We start from the raw sequence: 23069 nt of genomic DNA, 5'->3' as shown, positions 1-23069 counted from the left end.
GGCGTCAGTTGGTGCTGTTGTGATGACGGTGTGACGAAGCCGGATGCGCGTCCTGCTTCTGCTTGGACGTGTCCGGGTGGTCGGCGGGAATGCTCACCTCGGCTCCTGCGCGGAGATGGTCGGTGCCGTCAGTCACAACGCGATCGCCCGGATTGAGACCCTCAGTCACCACTGTGCGCGTGCCATCCGTAATGCCCGGTTTGACATTGCGCACATCGACGGTGTTGTCGGCTTTCACGACATAGACGAACTGGCCGTTCGGACCGGTCTGGAGCGCGTTGGACGGAACGATGATGGCGTCATGCAGCGTTGTCACCAGCAGGCGCGCATTCACGAACTGGTTCGGGAACAGATGCTCGTCTTCGTTCGGGAAAATGGCGCGCAGACGGACCGTGCCGGTGGCCGTGTCGATCTGGCTGTCGAGAGAGCTGACGCTGCCGGTGGCGATCTTCTGTGTGTTCGAGCTGTTCCAGGCCTCGACCTGTAGCGGATGACCTGCCCGGAGCTGATCGGCAACCTGTGGAAGCTGGTCCTGCGGCAGGGTGAAGATCACGGAGATCGGCTGCATCTGGGTCAGGATGGCGAGGCCTCCCGACTGGCCGGCGGCGACGTAGTTCCCCTTGTCGACTGCACGGATGCCGACACGACCGTCCACTGGCGCCGTGATGTGGCAATAGACGAGCTGAAGCTTCTGATTGTCGACCAGCGCCTGATCCACCTTCACTGTGCCTTCAAGCTGCTTGACCGTGAATTCCTGATCCCGCGCCGTCATGGCGGCCACACTGTCCTGCTTGATCAGCTTCTGATAGCGGGCGTTGTCGATGCGGGCGCGCTCAAGCTGCGCCTGATCCTGGGCCAGCTGCCCCTGATACTGATGGAGAGCGACCTCGTAGGGACGCGGATCGATGACCGCGAGCAGATCATCTTTCTTGACGTGCTGACCTTCGGTGAACTTCACGTCCATCAGATAGCCCTCGACACGGGTCTGGACCGTCACGTTGGTGATCGGCACGACGGTTCCGAGTTCAGTCAGAATGACGGGCATGTCGCCGGTAGCGACGGTCTCGACCGTGACGGGCTGGGCTACGCCAGTTGTCGATCCGACGCGTCGGCTGGCTTTCTCCCGATGACCGAGAAAAACGTAAGCCAGTATGCCGAGCAGCAGCAGAACAAGAACGACCCATATCCAGCGGCGGGAACGGGAGGGGCGGCGGGGAGAAGAGGACGGAGAGGGAGCAGGAGAAGAATTGTGTTCACTCATAACTTCTGTCGATTTCCGTCCACAGGTTCTGTCGGGGCGTTCTTGAAGGGCTCGTGTCGATTAAGCAGAGGTCTGACCCGAGGCCTGCATAGCAGCAAAAAGCCCATCTTCAACATTCAGGAACGTGGCATTCAGCCCTTAAAAAAGTTTTCATATCACGTCAGAGTTCAATTTTATCATACTGAAAATACGAAATATTTTCGTATAAGACGTAAACATGCATCAACATGAAATTTTGTTAATTTTTGTGATCTAATTGCAAATCGTTCTCGTTAAGAGCGTCATTGTGAAATATTGCAACGGGGCGGAGAGTTTTTGCTACGTTTAGTATCAGATCACTCCACGCGATAATTATTTTGCATTTCACGAAAATACCGATTCGTCATCTCTGGCAAAAAAGCGTTTTTTTCACTAAGTGATGAGGTGCTGGGAGTACCAATCGCACAATGTACAGCTTCTGTTCTGATACGAAACGCCGGCCTGTCCGGCAGGCGCTCATACCTCTTCTGCTGCTTGCAGGAGTGGTGTCTGTGACACCGTTTCACTGGGCGCATGCTCAGGAGGCGGATCAGGAGGAAGCCGAAGACGCCGCCAAACAGGCCGAAGCAAAGCGGGACGCCCGTAAGGCGGCGCCTCCTGCGGCCTTGCCGGGCGCACAGTCGAATGAGGATGAGGCCGGTCACGCCAACGGCGACATGGAGCCGACGGCGGCCCTGTTTGAAGCGATCAACCGGGGAAGCCTCGGCGCTTCCAAGGAAGCTGTCAGCCGTGGCGCCGACCTGAGCGGGCATAATGTTCTGGGACAGACGCCGCTGGATATGGCCATCGACCTGAACCGCAACGACATCATGTTCTTTCTGCTGTCCATGCGCGCCATTGATGACTCAGCAGGCGTGACGACCAGCACTGTGGCGAATTCCGGTGTGAGCATGAGAAACGGGTCAGGTCACCTGAGCATCGGTGGTCGTGCAGCCCGCGACAAAACACAGTCGATCATTGACCGGCGTTACGATGCCTCGGGCGGACAGGCCCAGCCATCGGTCGGCTTCCTTGGCTTCGGCGGTAGCTGAGACTGTCTGTTGTGGATTGAATGACTGAATGGGGCGTTCTTCGGAACGCCTCTTTTTTTCAATCGAAGGAGATGCTGTGCTCTGGTCAGGCGCGGCAAAGCCTCACGGCTGTCACTTCGATTTCAGATATGCGCCTGAAACTGTTCAGGCGTTCTACCGGGTAGCTGCTTTGCTGGGAAATATCCCGGATACGCCCAGTATTCCTGATGGATCAGGCCGAGCGCGTGTAAAAGGGCCATTCCGCCCCTGTCACTGAGCCGCGATGGGAACCTCTGCGCTGGCCAGAGCAACAGCTTCCGCATCGGCAGCGAGGCTCTCTGACCGCAGCACATCAAGCGGCGTCAGTATATCGTCACGCTCGAAGTGCCAGAATGTCCAGCCATTGCAGGATGGGGCATTTGTCAGCAGAGCGCCCAGCTTGTGGATCGAGCCGCGCTGCGTCCCGCTGACCAGCGTGCCGTCCGGCGTCACGGTGGCGGACACGCGGCGCTGGCGGTCATAGACCACCGTTCCGGCAGTGATGAAATTCCGCTCGACCAGACTGCCAAACGGAACACGCGGCGCTTCCCGCTTCATCGGCGTGGTGGCGACGGCGTCCTGCGGCAGAGGCTCTTCACGCTCAACGCGTTCCGCTGCGGCTTTGGCGTAATCAGGGTGACGCTCGATACCAACAAAATGGCGATGGAGGCGCTTCGCCATGGCGGCAGTCGTGCCTGTTCCGGTGAAGGGATCGAGGACCACGTCGTTCTCAGCGGTGGAGGCCAGCAGCACGCGGTGAAGCAGGCTTTCCGGCTTCTGCGTCGGATGCAGCTTCAGTCCGTGATCGTTGCGCAGGCGCTCATTGCCCGTGCAGAGCGGCAGATACCAGTCCGAACGCATCTGAACGTCATCATTCAGAGCCTTCATAGCCTGATAGTTGAAGCGATACTTGCTGTCCTGACTGCGGGCAGCCCAGATCATCGTCTCATGCGCGTTGGTGAAGCGGCGGCCCCGGAAGTTCGGCATCGGATTGGATTTGCGCCACACGATGTCGTTCAGGATCCAGAAGCCGAGATCCTGCAGGATCGCGCCCAGACGGAAGATATTGTGATACGAGCCGATGACCCAGATCGTGCCATCCTTGTGCAGCAGCCGGCGCGCTTCACTCAGCCATTCCCGCGTGAAGCGGTCATAGGCCTCCAGATCCGAGAACTTGTCCCAGTCATCATCCACACCGTCCACCACACTGTCATCCGGACGACGCAGTTCACCACGAAGCTGAAGGTTATATGGCGGATCAGCAAAGATGCAGTCGACGCTGGCCGTCGGCAGGCTGCGCATGACATCGACGCATTCACCACAGAGGATCTTGTCGAGCGGAAGGTCGGAAGTGTTCTTGATAGCGCCGCTCATGCAGGGCCTCCGTTGGCGAGAGTGAGTTCAAGCTGCTTGCGGACGGTGCCGAAGCCGCGGCGATGGTGCGGAGTGCACCCTTGTGTCGTAATGGCGTTTCGATGAGCGGCGGTGCCGTAACCTGCGTTCTTCGCCCAGCCATAGCCGGGCCAGCGTGCATCCAGACGGCTCATGATTCTGTCGCGTGTGACTTTGGCGAGGATCGAGGCGGCGGCGATGGACAGGCTGATGCCGTCACCGCCCACAATCGTGCGAACAGGCACGTCGAGTGGCGGCTTGCGGTTGCCGTCAACCAGCGCGATGCGGGGAGGGGACGGCAGCTTGCCCACAGCGCGGGCCATGGCGAGCTGCGCTGCCTTCAGGATATTGAGCTGAAGAATTTCTTCGACCGAGGCGGCGGAAATGCCGATTTCGATACCCGGAACGCCAGGCAGGCGCGCTGCGATGGCCTCACGTCGGGCCGTTGTCAGCGCCTTGGAGTCATCAATGCTCGCAGCCAGATCGTCAGGAACGCCAGCGCCGAAAACAACGGCAGCCGCAACGACAGGGCCGGCGAGGGGGCCGCAACCGGCCTCATCCACTCCGGCCACGCGGCCTCCATATTCTGTTTCCAGCAAAAAATCCGGCATGGTCCCCTTTCCGAAGCCTCAAAACGACTCGATATGAATCATCGAGTCGTTTGAATCACGATTCGCAATAAAGGAAAACCATTTTCTCTCGTGACCGCGCAAGAGTCGCGAGCAAAAAAAATCTCCCACAAGGGGAGAAAACAGGATGACTCTTCACGAGTCGTAAAAAAGGGGACGGATCGAAGACCCATCCCCCTCCTGAATGTGAGGCTCAGCCCTTGCGGCGCGGCATCAGCAGCCAGCCGATGAACGTGCCGACCGCAGCGGCAATGCCCAGCGCACAGAGCGGCTTGTCACGGACGAAGGACACGCCCTTCTCCACCAGGCTCTCGCCTTCTTCATAAAGATCGGCGAATTCCTCGCGGGCGATGCCTGCAAGCTGATCGACCTTGCCGTCAGCCTGAAGGCCCATATCACCCGTCAGGCCACCGGCTGCATCCTTGATGTGGCCTTTGGCCTGATCGACGACGCCATGAATTTTTTCTTCCGTGGTGTTGATCTTGTCGTCTGACATGTCTGTCTTCCTTTCGAACATCCTGAGGCGTCAGTGGGACGCGGAACCGGAATACGGTTCGTGTCGGTACAGTTGGAACCGATCTCACTGATGATGCAACGCTTTTTGTGGCCAACGGTTTTGGCGCAATGTGAATGAGTTTCTCCCGTAAGCCATGCGTTCGCAAGGATACGTGAGCCCGCCCGCGACATATTGTGCCCCGAGCGGAAAATCTGTTTTGTGGCCCACATGCCAGCCTTACGCCGATCGCAGATCATCGCCCTGACCATTTCCAGTCTGCTGTTTATGGAGCAGCTCGACGGCACCATTCTGGCGACAGCTCTTCCGGCCATCGCTTCCTCCCTGCATGTCGATCCGGTGGCGGCTTCCGTAGCGTTGACCTCCTACATCGTCGGGCTGGCTATTTTCATTCCCGCATCCGGCGCGGTGGCCGACCGCTTCGGCAGCCGCACGACGCTGATGACGGCAATCACCCTGTTTATTGTCTGTTCCATCCTCTGCGGGCAGGCGGGTAGTCTTCCCGTGCTGGCCTTCGGACGCATGTTGCAGGGAGTAGGGGGCGCATTGATGGTGCCGGTCGGCAGGCTGGTGCTTTTGCGAAGCGTCGCCAAATCTGAGCTGCTGAAAACCATGACATGGATGATGATGCCCGCCACGCTCGGCCCGATGCTCGGTCCTGTGCTGGGCGGCTTCATCACAACCCTGCTGTCATGGCGCTGGAATTTTTACATCAACGTCCCCGTTGGCCTGCTCGGACTTTATCTGACGTGGAAACACGTCCCCCAGTTGCAGGAAAAGCAGAGCCGTCCATTCGACTGGCCGGGCATGGGACTGGCTGGCGGCGGTCTGGCGCTGCTGTCTTTCAGCGCGGAGATGATCAGCCACAATGCAAGACCCTACTGGCTTTCCGCCGTCCTGCTGATTGCCGGAGCCTGCCTGTTTCTCGGCTATTTCCGTCATATGAAACGCTGCCCCAACCCGGTTCTTGATTTCCGGTTGATGGAAATTCCCACTTTCCGTCTGTCCGTCCTGAGTGGCGCGGCGTCACGCCTCGCTGCCGGGTCTTTTCCGTTCCTGATGCCCGCCATGTTGCAGATCGGCTTCGGACTGAGCCCGGCGCAAAGCGGTATGGTCGTCTTTGCAGCCCCCATCGGGGCGCTCTGCTCACGTCTGTATGTGCCGCGCCTGTTCCGTCGCTTCGGTTTTCGAACCGTGATGATGACCATGGGGTGGGGCGGAGCGCTCGCTTTCGGAGCAATCGCCAGCTTCCAGCCAGGCTGGCCGCTCTGGACGCTGACACTGGTGTTACTGGCGTCGGGCGCTGTGCAGGCGATCCAGTTTTCGGCCTACAACTCCATCGCCTATGCCGACCTGCCGGAAGAGCGGATGAGTAACGCAACCAGTTTCTACTCCACTTTCCAGCAGATGATGCTCTCAGCAGGCATTTGCGTGGCCGCGCTGGCCGTAACGGTGTCCCGCGCCGTTCAGGACCATCCGCAGGCGGTGGCGGCGGATTTCAGGGTGGGGTTTCTGGTCGTGGGGGCGCTGACCTGCATCGCTGTGCCGGTGGCCGCGCGACTGCGGCCGGATGCGGGGGCGAATGTGAGCGGGCATGGAACGAAGTAGAGAGTTTTGTGTCTGAAACAGTTTTTGGATTGTATGTCGGCTTTCGCCCTCAACTGTGACATGCATGTTTGCACGTCTCCTGCAAGCGGACATAGCCATCTCCTCTGAATTGCTTTAATGTAGATTGATATTAAAATTTTCTGTTTTTGAATGACCTCCTTAGCTCAGGTAAGATAAGTTTGAGATAGAGATTAGCCGAACATAATCACGCGGCGTTTATCGACGCAGACAATCTTTTCATCTCAGATCGACTATGGTTTTGTTCTAAACTCGGAACGAGCGAGAATATTGTAAAAACGAGCTAACAGAAGCTTGAACACTCTGAGCTTTTCGCAATGTTAATTTTAATACGATTACTTTTTTGCTTGATTCGCCCTCGAGGCATAGCCACTGATCTTTAGCCATTTTTACGCCCCTCTTGATAAAAGGAGTAGAGCCGAATCGCTCCGACGGGCTTTATATTTGATATGCCCTCTGTCCGTCTCGCGCACCTACAAGTTTTCTACTCGATCCTTGGACGTCTTGAAGCCAAATTGGGTGGCACAAGAACCTTGGCGCTATGCAATGGAAAGATGTCATGGCCGCAGCGAGGGGTTTATTTCTTTCAGGAGCAGGGGGAATATCGTCGTGACGGTGGAGCCCGGATCGTAAGAGTGGGTACACATGCGCTTACGGACACATCCCGCACAAAATTATGGGGACGGCTTTCGCAACATCGTGGCAGAGCTAGTGTGGCTGGTGGAAATCACCGTGGATCCATATTTCGGTTGCTTGTCGGCACTGCGTTCCTCGAGCGTCGCGGAGTTCAATCTGCGACATGGGGGCTGGGCTCCAATGCTCCTGCCTATATCCGCGCTCAGGAGACAGATCTCGAAGGTGAGGTCAGTAATATTATCGGCGCTATGCCGCTTCTCTGGCTCGACATAGACGGTAGCCCTGACAGTAGATATTTACGCGGTTACGTTGAACGCAATACAATTGCCCTCCTGAGCAACTACGGTAAAGAAGCCATCGATCCCCCATCGCCTCAATGGCTAGGACATGGATGCAATCGCGAGCGCGTCCGTTCATCTGGGCTTTGGAATAACAATCATGTCGACGAGTCCTACGATCCGGCTTTCCTTGATCGTTTATCGGAACTCGTAGACGCCATGAAGGTCAAATAATGATTGCTGTCATCCAGTGCGCAGCACGAAAACGAAAGGATGCTGGCTATCTCAAAAGGGATGACGGCACGAAGGTTATGATCGTTGCGGATCCAGCTAAAGCATCGTCTGAAGAAGGCATTGCCTTTTCTCGCCCCGATGATTTTTCCAGCAGCGGACTAAGTTGGCGTGACATTCTCACTCAGTATAATGCAAAGCCGGGGAACAACCCTCTAGGCTTATTGCCCGCGTATCAACTCTATGAAAATCCCGTCTATGTATCCCTCGCAAATTATGTCGGTATCGAGAAACTCTACATCTTGTCTGCTGGATGGGGACTGATCCGAGCAGATTTTCTGACACCACAATATGACATAACGTTCAGCAAATCTGTGAAAAAATCGGCTCCGTTTAAATATCGGAGTAAAAACGATCCTTTCGATGATTTTCGGAGCATACCGTCGGACACCGAAGAACCTATCACTTTTTTTGGGGGCAAAGATTACCTGCCCTTGTTTTGCAAACTTACGAAAGGTCTCAGAGGCACCAAAACAATCTATTATAATTCTCGAAACGAGCCCGATGCACGTTGCTGCAATTTAATTGAGTTTCCCACTCGTACGCGAACTAACTGGCATTATGAATGTGTAAATGCTTTTATCGAAGGGCGGCTCGATAAAAGGATCTGACTCGCTGGTTAGCAAACGCCGATCTGAGCAAGCATTTCTTGGCCTGAGACCGTCGTTCGGTAAATCAGTCCCTGAGACCTTGAGGTTTTTCGTTAATTCATCGAGCTGGGCAGTTCGGACTGGGACGGCTTGTACAAGCAAGGCAGCCATAGCCTTGTATGAGGCAAAAAGCTGCTGCCGATTTGGAGAGACGCCTCTTAAGCTTGCATATGCAACAGTTCCTCGAAGTTGAGCATATTAATGCATAACATGAGACATGTCTTCCCATCTCACCTGCTGTCTGCTTCTGCAGTTTCCAAACTAGTAGCAGAGCTTCCCCCCCCCAAGTCGATCATTCAAATAAATGACCAAAGATCAACAGATACCGCACAATAAAAACAAGGCAGGTCATAATCTGCCCCAGTTTCGTTAACTCACCAGAGCTTACTTAACTCAGTCATTCATCAACCTGTTTGAAATCCGTAATGAGGAACCTCATCCGTAAGGTTCCGACAACCACTCCATGCGATCATCAGTCCCTGCGTGTAGGGCGAGGCATTAGCTGTGTCTTCGTGCGGTCCGTTTCTCCCCGTCCTTGATCCGCAGAAGCTCACAGCGATGATGAATGCCACCATCTTCCTGTTCGATACATGTCCTGCCATGCGTCATGGAAATGACTGAATGGTCCATGACCAACAGCACCCTGATGATGAATGACGGAACAGAGAAGCTGACACGTTCCCCAGTACCGGAAAATTGAAATGACAAATGCAACGCCATCGGTCAGATCAAACCAGCACGGCAGGGGTGAAATCGACGGTGTTCAGGCTCCGATTGAAGAAAAAGACAGAGTGCCGAATTCAGGCGACAACCGCGGAATTCATGGGCTGTCCTGCCAAATTGCCGTGCCTTGTCAGTCGGCAGTCGTTGGCGTAACCGGGGTCTCACAGAACCCTGAGCCGACTGAGCCATATCTGGTTTAAAGGGCCGTGTTTCAGGTCCACACACCTCAATGACGTTGGGATTGCGATGAACGCCTACTCAGATTACCTGACCGAAATCAAGGAACGAAAAAGTCAGGGGCTTTCACCCAAGCCGATCGACGACGGCGGCCTCGTTCGTGACATCATCGCATTGATTGAGGATGCGGGTAACGCGGAGCGGGCCGACGCCCTCAAGTTCTTCATTTACAACACATTGCCGGGCACCACGAGCGCCGCTGGCGTCAAGGCGGCCTTCCTGAAGAAGATCGTCGAGGGCGAAACGGTCGTCCCGGAGATCACGCCCGCCTACGCGCTTGAACTGCTGTCGCACATGAAGGGCGGCCCCTCGGTCAAGGTTCTGCTCGACATCGCTCTTGGTGATAACGCCGCGATCGCCAAACAGGCAGGTGAGGTGCTGAAAACACAGGTTTTCCTCTACGACGCCGACCTGTTCCGGCTGCGCGATGCCTACAAGGCAGGCAACGCCGTCGCCAAGGACGTGCTTGAGAGCTACGCCAAGGCCGAGTTCTTCACCAAACTTCCGCCTGTTGAAGACGAGATCAAGGTCGTCACCTTCATCGCCGCTGAAGGCGATATTTCGACCGATCTCCTGTCGCCGGGCAATCAGGCGCACTCACGCTCGGACCGCGAGTTGCACGGCCAGTGCATGATCTCTCCGGCAGCCCAGCAGGAAATCGTCGCGCTGCAGAAGCAGCACCCCGATGCACGCGTGATGATGATCGCCGAAAAAGGCACGATGGGCGTCGGTTCGTCGCGTATGTCAGGCGTGAACAACGTGGCGCTCTGGACCGGCAAGCAGGCCAGCCCCTACGTTCCATTCGTCAACTACGCCCCGATCGTCGCGGGCACCAATGGCATTTCACCGATCTTTGCGACGACCGTTGACGTGACCGGTGGCATCGGCATCAACCTGAAAAACTGGGTCAGAAAGACCGATGCAGATGGCAAGCCGGTTCTGAATAGCGATGGTAACCCCATCCTTGAGGAAAAATACCCGGTCGCGACCGGCACTATTCTCAATATCGATGTGAAGAACAAGAAGCTTCGCGATGCGAACGGCAAAGAACTGGCCGATATCGCTGCGTCCTTCACACCTCAGAAGCTGGAATTCATGAAGGCGGGCAGCTCTTATGCGATCGTTTTCGGCAAGAAGCTCCAGACATTTGCTGCCCAGACACTGGGGATCACGGCACCAACCGTTTTCGCGCCGAACAAAGAGATCACGATCGACAATCAGGGTCTGACCGCTGTCGAGAAAATCTTCAACCGTAACGCGGTCGGCGTGACCCCGGGCAAGGTTCTGCATGCAGGATCGGACGTTCGCGTGCAGGTGAACATCGTCGGTTCGCAGGACACCACCGGCCTGATGACCGCGCAGGAGCTTGAGGCGATGGCGGCTACCGTCATTTCGCCACTGGTGGACGGCGCGTATCAGTCGGGCTGTCACACGGCATCCGTCTGGGACAAGAAGGCGCAGGCGAACATTCCGAAGCTCATGAAATTCATGAACGACTTCGGTCTGATCACGGCCCGCGATCCGAAGGGGGTCTATCCCCCGATGACGGACGTGATCCACAAGGTTCTGAACGACCTCACCGTGAGTGACTGGGACATCATTATCGGTGGTGACAGCCACACCCGCATGTCCAAAGGCGTGGCGTTCGGCGCCGACTCAGGCACCGTGGCGCTGGCTCTGGCCACTGGCGAAGCGACCATGCCGATCCCGCAGTCGGTCAAGGTGACGTTCAAGGGCACGATGCAGCCGCACATGGACTTCCGTGACGTGGTGCATGCGACACAGGCGCAGATGCTCAAGCAGTGCAGCGAGAACGTGTTTCAGGGCCGCATCATCGAAGTGCATATTGGCACACTTCTTGCTGACCAGGCCTTCACCTTTACCGACTGGACAGCCGAGATGAAGGCCAAGGCCTCCATCTGCATCTCTCAGGCTGAAGCTCTGATTGAATCGCTCGAAATCGCCAAGTCGCGCATCCAGATCATGATCGACAAAGGCATGGATAATGCCGCCGGCACGCTGAAGGGGCTCATCGCCAAGGCTGACAAACGGATTGCCGGAATACGCTCGGGCGAAAATCCCCCGCTTGCTCCGGACGACAACGCGAAATACTTCGCCGAAGTTGTTGTCGATCTCGACGTGATCAATGAACCCATGATCGCTGATCCCGATGTCAACAACAAGGATGTGTCCAAGCGCTATACCCACGATACAATCCGCCCGGTTTCTTACTATGGCGGCACCAAGAAGGTGGATCTCGGGTTCGTGGGCTCCTGCATGGTGCATAAGGGCGATATGAAAATCGTGGCCCAGATGCTCAAGAATATTGAGAAGGCAAAAGGGAAGGTGGAGTTCAATGCTCCGCTCGTCGTGGCTGCCCCGACCTACAATATTATTGACGAACTGAAGGCCGAAGGGGACTGGGAAATTCTGGAGCGTTATTCCGGCTTCGAATTTGACGACTCACACCCGAAAAATGCTCCGCGCACCGAGTATGAAAACATCCTCTATCTGGAGCGTCCGGGCTGCAATCTGTGCATGGGCAATCAGGAAAAAGCAGAAAAGGGCGATACCGTTCTGGCGACGTCGACCCGTCTGTTCCAAGGTCGTGTCGTAGAAGATTCCGGGACCAAGAAGGGTGAATCGCTTCTGGCCTCAACCCCGGTCGTGGTGCTGTCTGCGATCCTGGGTCGTACACCGAGCAACGAGGAATACATGGCGGCCGTGGAAGGCATTGATCTGACCACATTCGCTCCGCCCAAAGCGCCTCTGATTGATTCCGCATCTGTCCATTACTGAAAACCGCTTCTGACCCTTGAGATTTGAGGGATTGGCAGTTCGTCAAAAAACTCTTTTGACGAACTGCCATTGGACGGAAAGCCATCCCAGAACGTGGCTGTGGACACTTGAGAAGAAAACCCCGGGACAGATCATCTGTTCCGGGGTTTCTCCATTCTTGGGCTCATAAATCCCGGTCACTCATTGATCGGGAAGTCTGCATAAGTTTGAAGACGGGCGCTACGCTTGCTGCACACCGCCCGCTATTCTACGCGGCGTCGCAACAGCATTTCCTCAAAGAAACGCCGTTACGAACGCCTCCAGCGTATCTGCCTCATCCGCCGGTTTGTCCTGCCGGATGCGCGACACTCTTGGAAACCGCAAGGCCACACCGCTCTTGTGCCTGCTGGAATACTGTGCCGCGTCAAACGCTATTTCCAGCACAAGATTTTTCTCGATTTCCCTGACCGGTCCGAAACGCCCGACAGTGTGATCACGCACCCATTTATCAAGAAACTTCAGTTCTTCGTCAGTAAATCCGGAATAGGCTTTACCGATCGGGACCAGCTCGCGCCGGTCTTCAACAGTGCGCCACAGGCCGAACGTGAAGTCCGAGTAGAAACTGCTGCGCTTGCCGTGACCGCGCTGGGCATACATGACGACAGCATCCACTGTCAGAGGTTCGCGCTTCCATTTCCACCACGGTCCTCGCGGGCGGCCGGGCACGTAGAGACTGTCAGCTTTTTTCAGCATCAGCCCCTCGATGCCTTCACTTCTGGCATTCTCTCGCAGGACAGCCAGTTCACTGAAGTCGGAAAACGGAATCAGTTCCGAAAGCGTCATACGAGGCGGCTGCACCCGTGCAAACCAGCTTTCCAGTCGGGCGCGGCGGAGATCGAAGGGGAGGGACCGCAGATCTTCTCCATCCTCAAACAGAATATCGTAAAGCCGGACACCCGCCGGATAGTCTCGCAGCATGGCGGCAGTCGGTGCTTTCCGGTTGAGGCGCTGCTGCAGGATGGCGAAAGGCGCGACCTCATCATCGTGAATCACAAGAAGTTCGCCATCAAGAACAACCTGACTGCCAATGTCACTCATGACAGTCAGAAGTTCGGGAAACGCCTTGCCAATATCTTCTGCTGTACGGGTGTAAACGCGTTCTCCGTCCGGGGTGGCGACAAGCTGCACCCGGATGCCGTCCCATTTCCATTCCGCACGCCATTCAGAAGGGGTAAAAGTCGCGAGATCCACGCCTTCAAGTGGCTGAGCCAGCATGGGAGGACGGAAAACCGGAGCATCTTTCGGGTCGGGCCGTGGACCTTTCCCTTCGATCCAGTGGAACAGGGGCGTGTAAGGCGCTTCCAGGCCGTGCCAGACTTCCTCGATTTCATCGGGTGTAAGACTGGCCATTTCGGCAAGCGCGGTTTTGGCCAGACGTGCTGATGCGCCCACGCGCAGGGAACCGGTGATCAGTTTCAGAAGAGCGTAGCGTGAAGAAACGTGAGAACTGTCCAGCCACCCTGTAATAACGGCAGGGACTTCTGTTCTGGTAATATCCCGAAGGGTCTCCACCACTTCCGTCAGAGTAGGTGGGGCATATGAAGATTCGTTCTGGTCCGCCTGCCAGATCAGGGCGACCGTTTCCGCCAGATCGCCGACATAGTCGTAGGACCAGGCGAAAAGTTGCGGATCAATGCGCTCCATGGCCAGCGCCCGCAACATCGCGGGTTTGGCCGACGCGAAGGAGAGAGTGCCCGCCATGGCCGCCAGCGCGTAGCCACGGTCAGGGTCGGACGCCATCGAGAAATACTCTTTCAAAAGAGCAATCTTCATGTTGCGGGATGGGGTGAAGGCAAGACGTTCAAGCAGGGCGGCAAAGGCAATCATGCCGCAGCCTCCCCATAAGACGTTTCGTCCTCTTCTTCATATCCCACCAGTCTGAGCGCACGACCCTTGATGCCCATCTGTCCCAATGCGTGGATCAGGGCGTCTTCCCGGCCATGGGTGACCCAGACTTCGGACGCGCCCGTCGCCTGACAGGTGTCGAGCAGGGCGTCCCAGTCGGCATGGTCACTGATGACGAGCGGAAGTTCGACCCCACGCGCCTTGGCGCGCTGTCGGATATGCATCCAACCGGACGTCAGACACACCACCGGCTCGGGGAGCCGTCGCGCCCATCGGTCGGCAATGGCGGAGGGAGGGGCCAGCACGATGCCTCCCCGAAGCTCTTCCTTGCGGGCGACCGTAGCGGAGTTGAGTATGCCCAGCGGCACGCCGAAGCTTTCGTAGAGCTGACACATCGGGAGCAGCGCACCATGCAGCCACAGAGGCTCGTGATAGCCTTCCTCCCGCAGCAGGGCGATCAGCCGCTGGCATTTCCCGAGCGCATAACACCCCACGACATGGGTTCGTTCTGGAAACAGCCTGACGTCATGGAGCAGTTTGGCGATCTCGTGTCTGGGATCAGGGAGCCGGAAAACCGGAAGCGCGAATGTCGCTTCGGTCACAAAGAGATCGCAGGGAACAACTTCGAACGGACGGCAGGTCGGGTCTGCGGCCCGTTTATAATCGCCGCTGACGACTGCGCGCTGTCCCTGATACTCCAAGACCACCTGAGCGCTTCCCAACACATGCCCGGCGGGCGCCAGCCAGAGCCGCACATCGTCCTGCGTCACACACTCGCCGTATGTCAGCGCCTGCTGGTGGGCGCCTGCCCGCTCTTCGCCCATGCGCAAACGCATGATGGCAAGTGTCTCTGGCGTGCCGATGACGTGCTGGTGATAGGGGCGGGCATGATCGGAATGGCCATGGGTGATGACCGCACGGGATACGGGACGGAGTGGATCAATATAAAAATTCCCCGGCTTGCAGAACAGGCCTTCAGGTTTCAGTTCCAGCCAATCCATGCCCAACCCTTTGTTGTCTCACTATTTGTTCTCTCTTACAGAACCCCTGAAACGCCTGTGCGTTCCTCATGAAGATGATCACAGAACTTCCTCCGCTCTTCCAGAGCTGGTTTGACCGGCAGGGATGGACGCCCCGCCGTCACCAGTTTGCCACAGTCCAGGCGGCGCGGGATGGCGTATCAGCTTTGCTCATCGCGCCGACCGGCGGAGGCAAGACACTGGCTGGCTTTCTTCCAAGCCTGATCGACCTTGCGGGCGACAAGGACCCTTCTCCCCATCTCCACACGCTTTATATCAGCCCTCTGAAAGCGCTTTCGAACAATGTCGCGCAGAGCCTTGCCCGACCCGTTGCTGAAATGGGGCTTCCCGTTCGGGTTGAGGTGCGGACAGGCGACACTTCCGCCAGCCAGCGCCGGCGTCAGCAGAAAACACCACCGCATATCCTGCTGACCACACCGGAAAGTCTGGCTTTGCTTCTGTCCTACCCGGAAGCGGCGGCCTATTTTCAATCGCTGAAACGTCTTGTCATAGACGAGGTTCATGCGCTTGCAGGCACCAAAAGAGGCGATCAGCTCGCCCTGTGCGCCACGCGCCTGTATGCGATGGCGCCGGCGCTGCAATGCTGCGGGTTATCGGCCACCGTGGCGCATCCTGCATCCATGGCCGCCTGGGTGTCGCCGACCGGAAAAGCTTCCGACGTGCGGACCATCATCGCGGAGGAAGGGGCTGCGCCGGATATCAGTCTGCTCATGCCGGATAGCGGCGGCTATTTTCCCTGGTCCGGTCATATGGGACTTGGAAGCGCGAGCGCCATTCTGAAAGCCATTCAGCAGGCCCGACTGACCATCGTTTTTGTAAACAGCAGGGCGCAGGCTGAACTTCTGTTTCAGGCTCTGTGGAAGGAGAATACAGACAATCTGCCAATCGGGCTTCACCATGGCAGTCTTGATGGGGCGCACCGTGCCCGTATTGAAGAGGCCATGGCCAACAGCGCGCTTCGGGCTGTCGTTGCGACTTCTTCCCTCGATCTGGGGCTGGACTGGGGCGATGTCGATAAGATCATACAGGTTGGCGCGCCGAAAGAAGTGGCGCGGCTTACCCAGCGCATTGGTCGTGCCAATCACCGCATGGATGAACCGTCACGCGCCCTGATTGCTCCAGCCAACCGCTGGGAGGTTATTGAGTGCGAAGCAGCCAGAGATGCGGTTCTGCAACACGATCTGGATGGCGAGCCGCCACGGGCAGGCACCTTTGATGTGCTGGCCCAGCATATTCTCGGCACGGCGTGTGCGGGACCGTTTGATCCAAAGCAACTTTACGAAGAAGTTCGCCGCTCCGCGCCTTACCAGAATTTATCGCTTCAGGATTTTGAAGATGTTCTCCGGTTTGTGGAGGACGGCGGTTATGCGCTGCGTTCCTATGACCGGCATCGACGTCTGTTTCGTAACGATCTGGGCCAGATCTGGGTCCGTAACGAGAAGATCATAAAACAGTATCGCATGAATATCGGTACGATTGTCGCCTCTCCGTTGCTGCGCGTCAGAACACGGCAAGGGAAATACTGTGGTGAGATAGACGAGTTTTTCGCGTCCACGCTTCTGCCCGGTGACACGTTCCTGCTTGGTGGAGGGCTGTTTGAATTTCTGGGCATGCAGGACACGAATGTTCAGGTCGCTGCCGGTCGAGGGCAGAATCCCCGTGTGCCTGTATATGGCGGCAATCGCCTGTCCATCTCATCCAATCTGGCGAAACGGGTTCTGACAATTCTGAGTACGCGCTCGCTGTGGTCTGATCTCCCTGAAACGGTTCAGAACTGGCTGCAGAAACAGGAACGCTATTCCCGTCTGCCAGCCCCGGAGGGACTTCTGATTGAAACATTTTCCTATAAGAAAAGATATTATCTGATCTGTTATGCTTTTGAAGGACGTAATGCCCATCAGACTCTGGGAATGCTTTTAACGAACAGACTTGAACAGACCGGGGCTGCGCCTCTTGGCTTCGTCGCAAATGACTATGCGCTGGCATGCTGGTCGGTCCATCCGCCTGAAAATATTGATGACCTTTTCAGCGAGCAGTTGCTGGGCGACAACCTGCAGGAATGGCTCGATAAAAGCGCCATGCTGCGGCGCACCTTTCGCGAAGTGGCGCTGATTTCCGGGCTTGTTGACCGTAATCTCCCCGGTCGTGAGAAAAGTCGGCGGCAAATGACCATGAGCACCGATCTTCTGTATGACGTTCTGCTCAAATACGATCCCGACCACATTCTCCTGCGGGCAACCCGTATGCAGGCCGCAGCGGGACTGACCGACCTCAACCGGCTTTCGGCGATGCTCAGACGGGTGCGCGGTAAACTGGACATTGTGAGCCTGCCACGGATTTCTCCTTTTGCGGTGCCTTTGCTGCTTGAACTGGGGCGTGAAAAAATCAAAGGAGGTTCTGGTGAGGAGGCGCTTCTGGCTGAAGCGGAGGCGCTTTTCAGATTGTCTGAGAAATCGTGAGCAAAACTGAAATTACACTTGGGGAAAACCGTCTTTTTCTGTTGCCGTCAGGCGCGGTTTTAATTCCTGACGACAATATTCTTGTTGTTTCAGACCTGCATTTTGAAAAGGGAAGCTCGGCACGCACGCATGGCCTGCTCCTTCCGCCGGGTGACACGTCTTCAACGCTCGAAAAACTGGAAGAGCTTGTAAAAGACTACGCTCCGCAGAAAATGATCGCTCTGGGCGACAGTTTTCACGACAGGAATGCCTTCAGTCGGCTCTCATCAGAAGACCGGAAAAGGCTGGAGCGTATCACTGAGCAGACAGACATGGTCTGGATTACAGGCAACCATGATAGCGAACCATTCCACGACCTGTCTGGGGAATGGGTTGAAGAATTCAGATGCGGAAATCTGCTGTTTCGCCATATCCCCTACAATGACATCCCGTCAGGATATGCGGAAATTTCCGGACATTTTCATCCCAAGATCCAGATGCGGATCAGGGGGCACAGGCTGAGCCGTAAATGCTTTCTCGCCAGTAAAGATCGACTGATATTGCCAGCCTGTGGAAGCTACACGGGTGGATTGGATATCAATCACCCACAGATAAAATCGCTTTTTCCGAAAGGCAGAATGTGTTTCGCGTTGGGAAACGATAAAGTCTACCGCGTGGAGTAGTCTTTGCGGATTGCATGAGAAATCCGTCGATCTGGACTAAAAAAACGGGACAGCGTGAACCGTCCCGTTTTTCTCAGACTGTGAACTGATTACCCATCAATCTGGCTGAAATCCGCAATCAGGCGCGCCATCCGCACCAGTTCCGACAACAGCTTCAGACGATTGCCACGCACCTGCGCATCGTCGGCATTCACCGTCACCTTGTCGAAGAACGTGTCCAGCACGGAGCGCAGGCTGGCGGCCTCACGCATCGCGTCCGAATAGCGTTCCTCGCCAAAGGCTGCTTCCACCTTGGGAATGACCGCACCCAGCGCATTGGCCAGAGCGATTTCCTCTGTCTGTATATAGAGCGAGGCATCGGGCGTACCTTCGTGCGGACCGTCCTTCTTGTCCTCGATCCGCAGGATGTTCGCGGCACGCTTGGTCGCGGCGAGCAGATTCTTGCCGTCCTCCGTCGCCAGCATGGAAGCCAGCGCATCGGTGCGGGCCAGCAGGCGGACGATATCGCTGTCCGTATTCCCGACCGAGATGGCGGCGAGAATGTCGTGACGCGCGCCCTCGCTGCGAAGCTGCACGCGCAGACGCTCGGCGATGAATCCGGGCAGCAGATCCAGATCAGGTGCATTCTGAAGGGCAGGGGGCAGAGCCTCGGACGCCTTCACAAACAGCGCCACCAGATCGAGACGCAGACTGTTGGTGCGGATCAGGTTGATGATCCCAAGCGCAGCGCGACGCAGACCATACGGGTCGCCGGAGCCGCTCGGCTTCGCGCCGACAGCGAAGAACCCGACCAGCATGTCGAACCGGTCTGCCAGCGCCAGAGCGATGGAAACCGGGGCCGTCGGCACGCTGTCAGCAGGACCGCGCGGCATATACTGCTCGGCAATCGCGGTGCAGACCTCGCCGACTTCCTTGTCATGGCGGGCGTAATAACCACCCATCACACCCTGAAGCTCGGGGAATTCGCCAACCATGCCGGTGGAAAGGTCGCTCTTGCTCAGCAGCGCGGCACGAGCAGCGTGGGCGGGGTTCGCTCCCACCATCGGCGCGATGATTTCCGCCAGACGCACAAGCCGTTTCACGCGCTCGCCCTGACTGCCGAGATCGGCATGGAACGTAACGCGGTCGAGACCCGCTACACGCGACTCAAGTGTCTGCTTGCGATCCAGATCCCAGAAATGACGCGCATCGGAGAAGCGGGCGCGCAGCACGCGCTCGTTACCGGCAATGACCTGCGCCCCACCATCAGTCGGCTCGATGTTCGCAACGAACGCGAAGCGCGGAGCGGCGGTGCCGTCGCTGTGACGCAGCGCGAAGTAGCGCTGGTTCACGCGCATGGAGACCTGCATCACCTCGGCAGGCAGCTCCATGAATGTTTCGTCGATCCGACCAAGCAGCGGCACCGGCCACTCGACCAGTCCGGCGACTTCGTCCACCAGCCCGGCGTCGGGAGCGATGTTCAGCCCTTCCTGTCCGGCAAGTTCGTTGATGCCTTTGACAATGGCCTGACGACGGTCAGACGCCTCGATCATCACGCGACGGCTGTTCAGCCCCTCGCGCCAGTCCGCGACACCCTTGACCGCAAACGGCTCGGCGCATGTGGAGCCAACCGGGAAGAAGCGATGCCCCTCCGTCTGGTTGCCGCTCTTCAGGCCATGACCGGTATCCGTGTCCGTCGCCAGTGAGAACGGCACAACCGTTCCGTCCAGAACGCACAGGATGCGACGCAGCGGGCGCACCCATGTAAAGCTGCTTCCGGTCCCCCAGCGCATCGACTTCGGCCAGGGAAACTGACGCAGGATCTCGGGCAGACGCTCGGCCAGAGAGACCTCGGCGGAGATGGCGGACGTCTGGCGGTTCAACACCCAGAAGCCGTTTTCCAGAACCAGATCGTCCTTGCTCACACCGTGCTTGCGCGTGAACCCGGCCAGAGCCTGTTCCGGTGCGCTCTCGCGTGGACCACGCTCAGCAACGGTCTCGGCGGGAACTTCGGTGTTCAACTGACAGGTCAGGGCGATCCGACGTGGACCGGTAAAGGTTTTTACCTCACGCGGGTTAAGGGCGGCGAAGGCTTTTCCGAACAGACGGGCCAGATCCTCGCCAGCCGTCTCCTGCATGCGCGCCGGGATTTCTTCCGAGAGAAGTTCGAGCAGAAGTTCAGCCATGACTCAGCCCTCCACCTTCTTTGTGGCGGCTTCTTCGGCCAGCCAGGTTTCACAGCAGAGTTTCGCCAGCGTGCGGACGCGACCGATATAGGAAGCGCGCTCGCTCACGCTGATGACGCCGCGCGCGTCGAGCAGGTTGAACAGGTGGCTGGCCTTCAGACACTGATCGTAAGCAGGCTGGGCCACGCCAGCTTCCGCCAGCGCCACGGACTCCTTCTCGGCGTCGATGAAGTGGCGATGGAGCATCTCCGTGTTCGCCAGTTCAAAGTTATGCCGCGAGTAATCGCGCTCGGCCCGCAGGAACACGTCGCCATATTTCAGACCCGCGTCATTGAAGGCGAGGTCATAGACGTTCTCGACGCCCTGCACATACATGGCGAGGCGCTCAAGCCCGTAGGTCAGCTCCGTGGAAGGGACCGACACCGGAATGCCGCCGACCTGCTGGAAGTAGGTGAACTGCGTCACCTCCATGCCGTCACACCAGACTTCCCAGCCCAGACCCCATGCGCCGATGGTCGGGTTCTCCCAGTCATCCTCGACAAAACGGATGTCATGCAGATCCGGGTCGATTCCGATGGCGCGATAGCTCTCAAGCAGAAGCTGCTGGCTCTCTTCCGGCGTCGGCTTCAGCAGCACCTGATACTGGTAATAGTGCTGGAGCCGGTTCGGGTTCTCGCCATAGCGCCCGTCAGATGGACGGCGGGACGGCTGCACATAGGCGGCCTTCCACGGAGTGTCGCCCAGAGCCCGCAGCGTGGTGTGCGGGGAGAGCGTGCCCGCGCCGACCTCGATGTCGTAGGGCTGGAGAATGGCGCACCCTTGGGCCGACCAGAAGCGATGGAGGGTCAGGATCAGATCCTGAAACGACAGGGGTTTGCCGGTAGGGCGAGGGGACGCCGGGTCCATGGGACTTAACAAGCTCCGCTTATATGCAGGGGCGGGCACCATACAGTGATGAGACCAGAACGGAAAGAAAGGAGCCGAAGCGGACGGTCGTGCGTTGCGGGAATGGCAGATCGCAGTGCTGTTTCTTGTCTCCAGGCGGACAGGAGGGCATGACTGGGACAAACAAAAAGAAAGAGACCGTGCCGATGAAGCGCTTCTTCAACTCCCGTGAAACTCTGGTGACGGAATCGCTAGACGGCCTGTTGCGCTCTTCCATGGGGCAGCACCTCTGCCGTCTCGACGGCTATCCGGAGATCAAGGTTGTCCTGCGCAAGGAGCGGAATCCGGAGCATGTGGCGATCATCTCCGGTGGCGGCTCTGGTCACGAACCGGCCCACGCGGGATTTGTCGGTGAGGGCATGCTGGACGCCGCAGTGTGCGGTTCCGTGTTCGCGTCACCCGGCGTCGACGCCGTTCTGGCCGCGATTCTGGCCGTCTCCGGCAAAACCGGATGCCTGCTGGTCATCAAGAGCTACACCGGAGACCGCCTGAACTTCACGCTGGCCGCCGAGCAGGCCCGCGACATGGGTATTCCCGTCGAAACGGTGATCGTGGGCGACGACATCGCTCTTCCCGGCAGCCGTTATCCGCGCGGGCTGGCCGGAACCGTGCTGGTCCAGAAGATTGCCGGTCATGCTGCGTCACAGGGCGAGCCTCTGGATGTCGTCGCCCGAAAGGCGCGGGAAGCCGCAGAGAAAATCTCGTCGATCGGTCTCTCCCTGACGGATTGCAACGCCTACGACACCGCGCATGAAACCCGGCTGGAGAAGGGGCAGGCCGAACTCGGACTGGGTATCCACGGCGAGCCGGGCGCCCAGCAGATCGACGTCGCCAGGGCGGACGACCTCATGGAGCAGGCGGCAGCCGCGCTTCAGAAGGCGCTTTCCGGTGGTGAAAAGAAATACGCCCTTCTGCTCAACATGCTCGGCAGCGTGCCGCCTGTTGAAATGACGCTGCTGCTCGAAGCCTTCGCCAAAACACCCCTCGCTCAGCAGGTCGAACTCATCATCGGGCCAGCACCCGTCATGACGGCTCTGGATATGAACGGCTTTTCGCTGACCGTCATTGAATTGACAGATGACATTACCGAAGCGCTGAAGGCGTCCGTCGAGCCGCCCGCATGGCCCGGCGTGGCGACTTTCGGCAAGCCCGCTCTGCGCAAGATGCCATCGCTTCCGAAAACCTTCGAAACAGCGCCGTCTTCCAACCCGCAACTGGAAGCCCTGATGCGCACGGGGGCCGAGGCCCTGATCAGGAACGCGGACAGTCTCAACGCGCTCGACGCCAAGATCGGCGATGGCGACGCAGGCTCGACCTTTGCTGAAGCCGCAAAGGAAATCCTCAATGCGCTGGACCGTCTGCCTCTCGCTGACCCGCACGCGCTGTTCAGCACCATCGGGCGCGTGCTGACCCGTCATACTGGCGGTTCCAGCGGGGCTCTTCTGTCGGTTCTGTTCTCGACAGCAGGCCGCAGCACGTCATCATGGGCCGTGGCGCTTCAGGAAGGACTGGAGGCCATGCAGACACTGGGAGGCGCGAAGCCGGGTGACCGGACCATGATCGACGCGATTGATCCGGCCCTGAAAGCGCTGGCTGATGGCGGCTCGCTCAGGGACGCCGCAACAGCGGCCCGCAAGGGGGCCGACGCCACCAGAAAGATGGGCAAGGCTCAGGCCGGGCGTGCGTCCTACGTGCCGGAAAGCCAGATGCACGACGTGCCGGACCCCGGCGCGGAGGCGATCGCCCGGTTGCTGGAAGCCATGTCTGCATCGTGATGATTGAAGAAGGGT

The 23069-nt window shown here is 57.8% G+C and carries 16 protein-coding genes; 8 read left to right on the top strand and 8 right to left on the bottom strand.

Going from position 1 to position 23069, the window contains the following annotated elements; all coding sequences use genetic code 11:
* Positions 1-4 precede the first annotated feature (4 nt).
* The gene (locus tag GVI59_RS03200; protein ID WP_173572868.1) at positions 5-1261 is read right to left on the bottom strand and encodes an MdtA/MuxA family multidrug efflux RND transporter periplasmic adaptor subunit; all 1257 of its coding nucleotides are present in this window, start codon (positions 1259-1261) and stop codon (positions 5-7) included.
* A 446-nt stretch (positions 1262-1707) separates the two neighbouring features.
* Here GVI59_RS03200 and GVI59_RS03195 point away from each other — a divergent pair, with 446 nt between their 5' ends.
* On the top strand, positions 1708-2331 hold the full coding sequence (locus GVI59_RS03195; RefSeq protein ID WP_173572867.1) for an ankyrin repeat domain-containing protein: 624 nt from the start codon (positions 1708-1710) through the stop codon (positions 2329-2331).
* 249 nt (positions 2332-2580) lie between these two features.
* Here the strand turns inward: GVI59_RS03195 and GVI59_RS03190 are convergent, their stop codons facing one another.
* From GVI59_RS03190 to GVI59_RS03180, 3 genes are all read right to left on the bottom strand, one after another.
* Positions 2581-3723 (bottom strand): site-specific DNA-methyltransferase, encoded by a 1143-nt coding sequence (locus tag GVI59_RS03190; protein WP_173572866.1) that lies wholly within the window; start codon positions 3721-3723, stop codon positions 2581-2583.
* Positions 3720-4352, bottom strand: coding sequence for a ribonuclease HII (locus GVI59_RS03185; RefSeq protein ID WP_173572865.1), 633 nt, complete (start codon positions 4350-4352; stop codon positions 3720-3722). Before GVI59_RS03185 ends, GVI59_RS03190 begins: the two co-directional genes overlap by 4 nt.
* A gap of 211 nt (positions 4353-4563) precedes the next feature.
* Positions 4564-4866 carry a CsbD family protein gene (locus GVI59_RS03180; RefSeq protein WP_173572864.1) on the bottom strand — a complete coding sequence of 101 codons (303 nt, stop codon included), beginning with the start codon at positions 4864-4866 and terminating at the stop codon, positions 4564-4566.
* Between the two features lie 228 nt (positions 4867-5094).
* Here GVI59_RS03180 and GVI59_RS03175 point away from each other — a divergent pair, with 228 nt between their 5' ends.
* The 4 genes from GVI59_RS03175 (at position 5095) to GVI59_RS03160 (ending at position 12124) form a co-directional block, all read left to right on the top strand.
* Complete coding sequence (locus GVI59_RS03175; protein ID WP_173573048.1) at positions 5095-6492, top strand: MFS transporter; 1398 nt, start codon at positions 5095-5097, stop codon at positions 6490-6492.
* 572 nt (positions 6493-7064) lie between these two features.
* Entirely contained in the window at positions 7065-7658 is a 594-nt protein-coding gene (locus tag GVI59_RS03170; RefSeq protein ID WP_198912144.1) for a hypothetical protein, read from the top strand.
* Positions 7658-8326: a hypothetical protein gene (locus GVI59_RS03165; RefSeq protein ID WP_173572862.1), complete on the top strand. Its 669-nt coding sequence runs from the start codon at positions 7658-7660 to the stop codon at positions 8324-8326. Before GVI59_RS03170 ends, GVI59_RS03165 begins: the two co-directional genes overlap by 1 nt.
* 1008 nt (positions 8327-9334) lie before the next feature.
* Positions 9335-12124 carry a bifunctional aconitate hydratase 2/2-methylisocitrate dehydratase gene (locus GVI59_RS03160; protein ID WP_173572861.1) on the top strand — a complete coding sequence of 930 codons (2790 nt, stop codon included), beginning with the start codon at positions 9335-9337 and terminating at the stop codon, positions 12122-12124.
* Between the two features lie 273 nt (positions 12125-12397).
* On the opposite strand, the gene GVI59_RS03155 is transcribed toward GVI59_RS03160, so the two are convergent.
* Together GVI59_RS03155 and GVI59_RS03150 are read right to left on the bottom strand one after the other, a co-directional pair.
* On the bottom strand, positions 12398-13990 hold the full coding sequence (locus GVI59_RS03155; protein ID WP_173572860.1) for a cisplatin damage response ATP-dependent DNA ligase: 1593 nt from the start codon (positions 13988-13990) through the stop codon (positions 12398-12400).
* Positions 13987-15009 (bottom strand): ligase-associated DNA damage response exonuclease, encoded by a 1023-nt coding sequence (locus GVI59_RS03150; RefSeq protein ID WP_173572859.1) that lies wholly within the window; start codon positions 15007-15009, stop codon positions 13987-13989. The genes GVI59_RS03155 and GVI59_RS03150 overlap by 4 nt, the downstream gene beginning before the upstream one ends.
* A 68-nt stretch (positions 15010-15077) precedes the next feature.
* Here GVI59_RS03150 and GVI59_RS03145 point away from each other — a divergent pair, with 68 nt between their 5' ends.
* Together GVI59_RS03145 and pdeM are read left to right on the top strand one after the other, a co-directional pair.
* Positions 15078-17507 (top strand): ligase-associated DNA damage response DEXH box helicase, encoded by a 2430-nt coding sequence (locus GVI59_RS03145; protein ID WP_242012916.1) that lies wholly within the window; start codon positions 15078-15080, stop codon positions 17505-17507.
* A complete protein-coding gene (gene pdeM, locus GVI59_RS03140; RefSeq protein WP_173572858.1) occupies positions 17504-18169 on the top strand; it encodes a ligase-associated DNA damage response endonuclease PdeM in 666 nt (221 codons plus the stop codon). The genes GVI59_RS03145 and pdeM overlap by 4 nt, the downstream gene beginning before the upstream one ends.
* Positions 18170-18258: 89 nt before the next feature.
* Here the strand turns inward: pdeM and glyS are convergent, their stop codons facing one another.
* Complete coding sequence (gene glyS, locus GVI59_RS03135) at positions 18259-20334, bottom strand: glycine--tRNA ligase subunit beta (protein ID WP_173572857.1); 2076 nt, start codon at positions 20332-20334, stop codon at positions 18259-18261.
* Positions 20335-20337: 3 nt separating this feature from the next.
* Positions 20338-21240 carry a glycine--tRNA ligase subunit alpha gene (locus GVI59_RS03130; protein WP_173572856.1) on the bottom strand — a complete coding sequence of 301 codons (903 nt, stop codon included), beginning with the start codon at positions 21238-21240 and terminating at the stop codon, positions 20338-20340.
* Between the two features lie 149 nt (positions 21241-21389).
* Here GVI59_RS03130 and GVI59_RS03125 point away from each other — a divergent pair, with 149 nt between their 5' ends.
* The gene (locus GVI59_RS03125; protein ID WP_173572855.1) at positions 21390-23054 is read left to right on the top strand and encodes a dihydroxyacetone kinase subunit DhaK; all 1665 of its coding nucleotides are present in this window, start codon (positions 21390-21392) and stop codon (positions 23052-23054) included.
* Positions 23055-23069: the final 15 nt, after the last annotated feature.

It is taken from the genome of Acetobacter sicerae (assembly GCF_011516765.1).
In the GTDB taxonomy this organism is placed as follows: Bacteria; Pseudomonadota; Alphaproteobacteria; order Acetobacterales; family Acetobacteraceae; genus Acetobacter; species Acetobacter sicerae.
The sequence above is the reverse complement of the archived record's forward strand: the minus strand, read 5'-3'. Positions and strand labels throughout refer to the sequence as shown.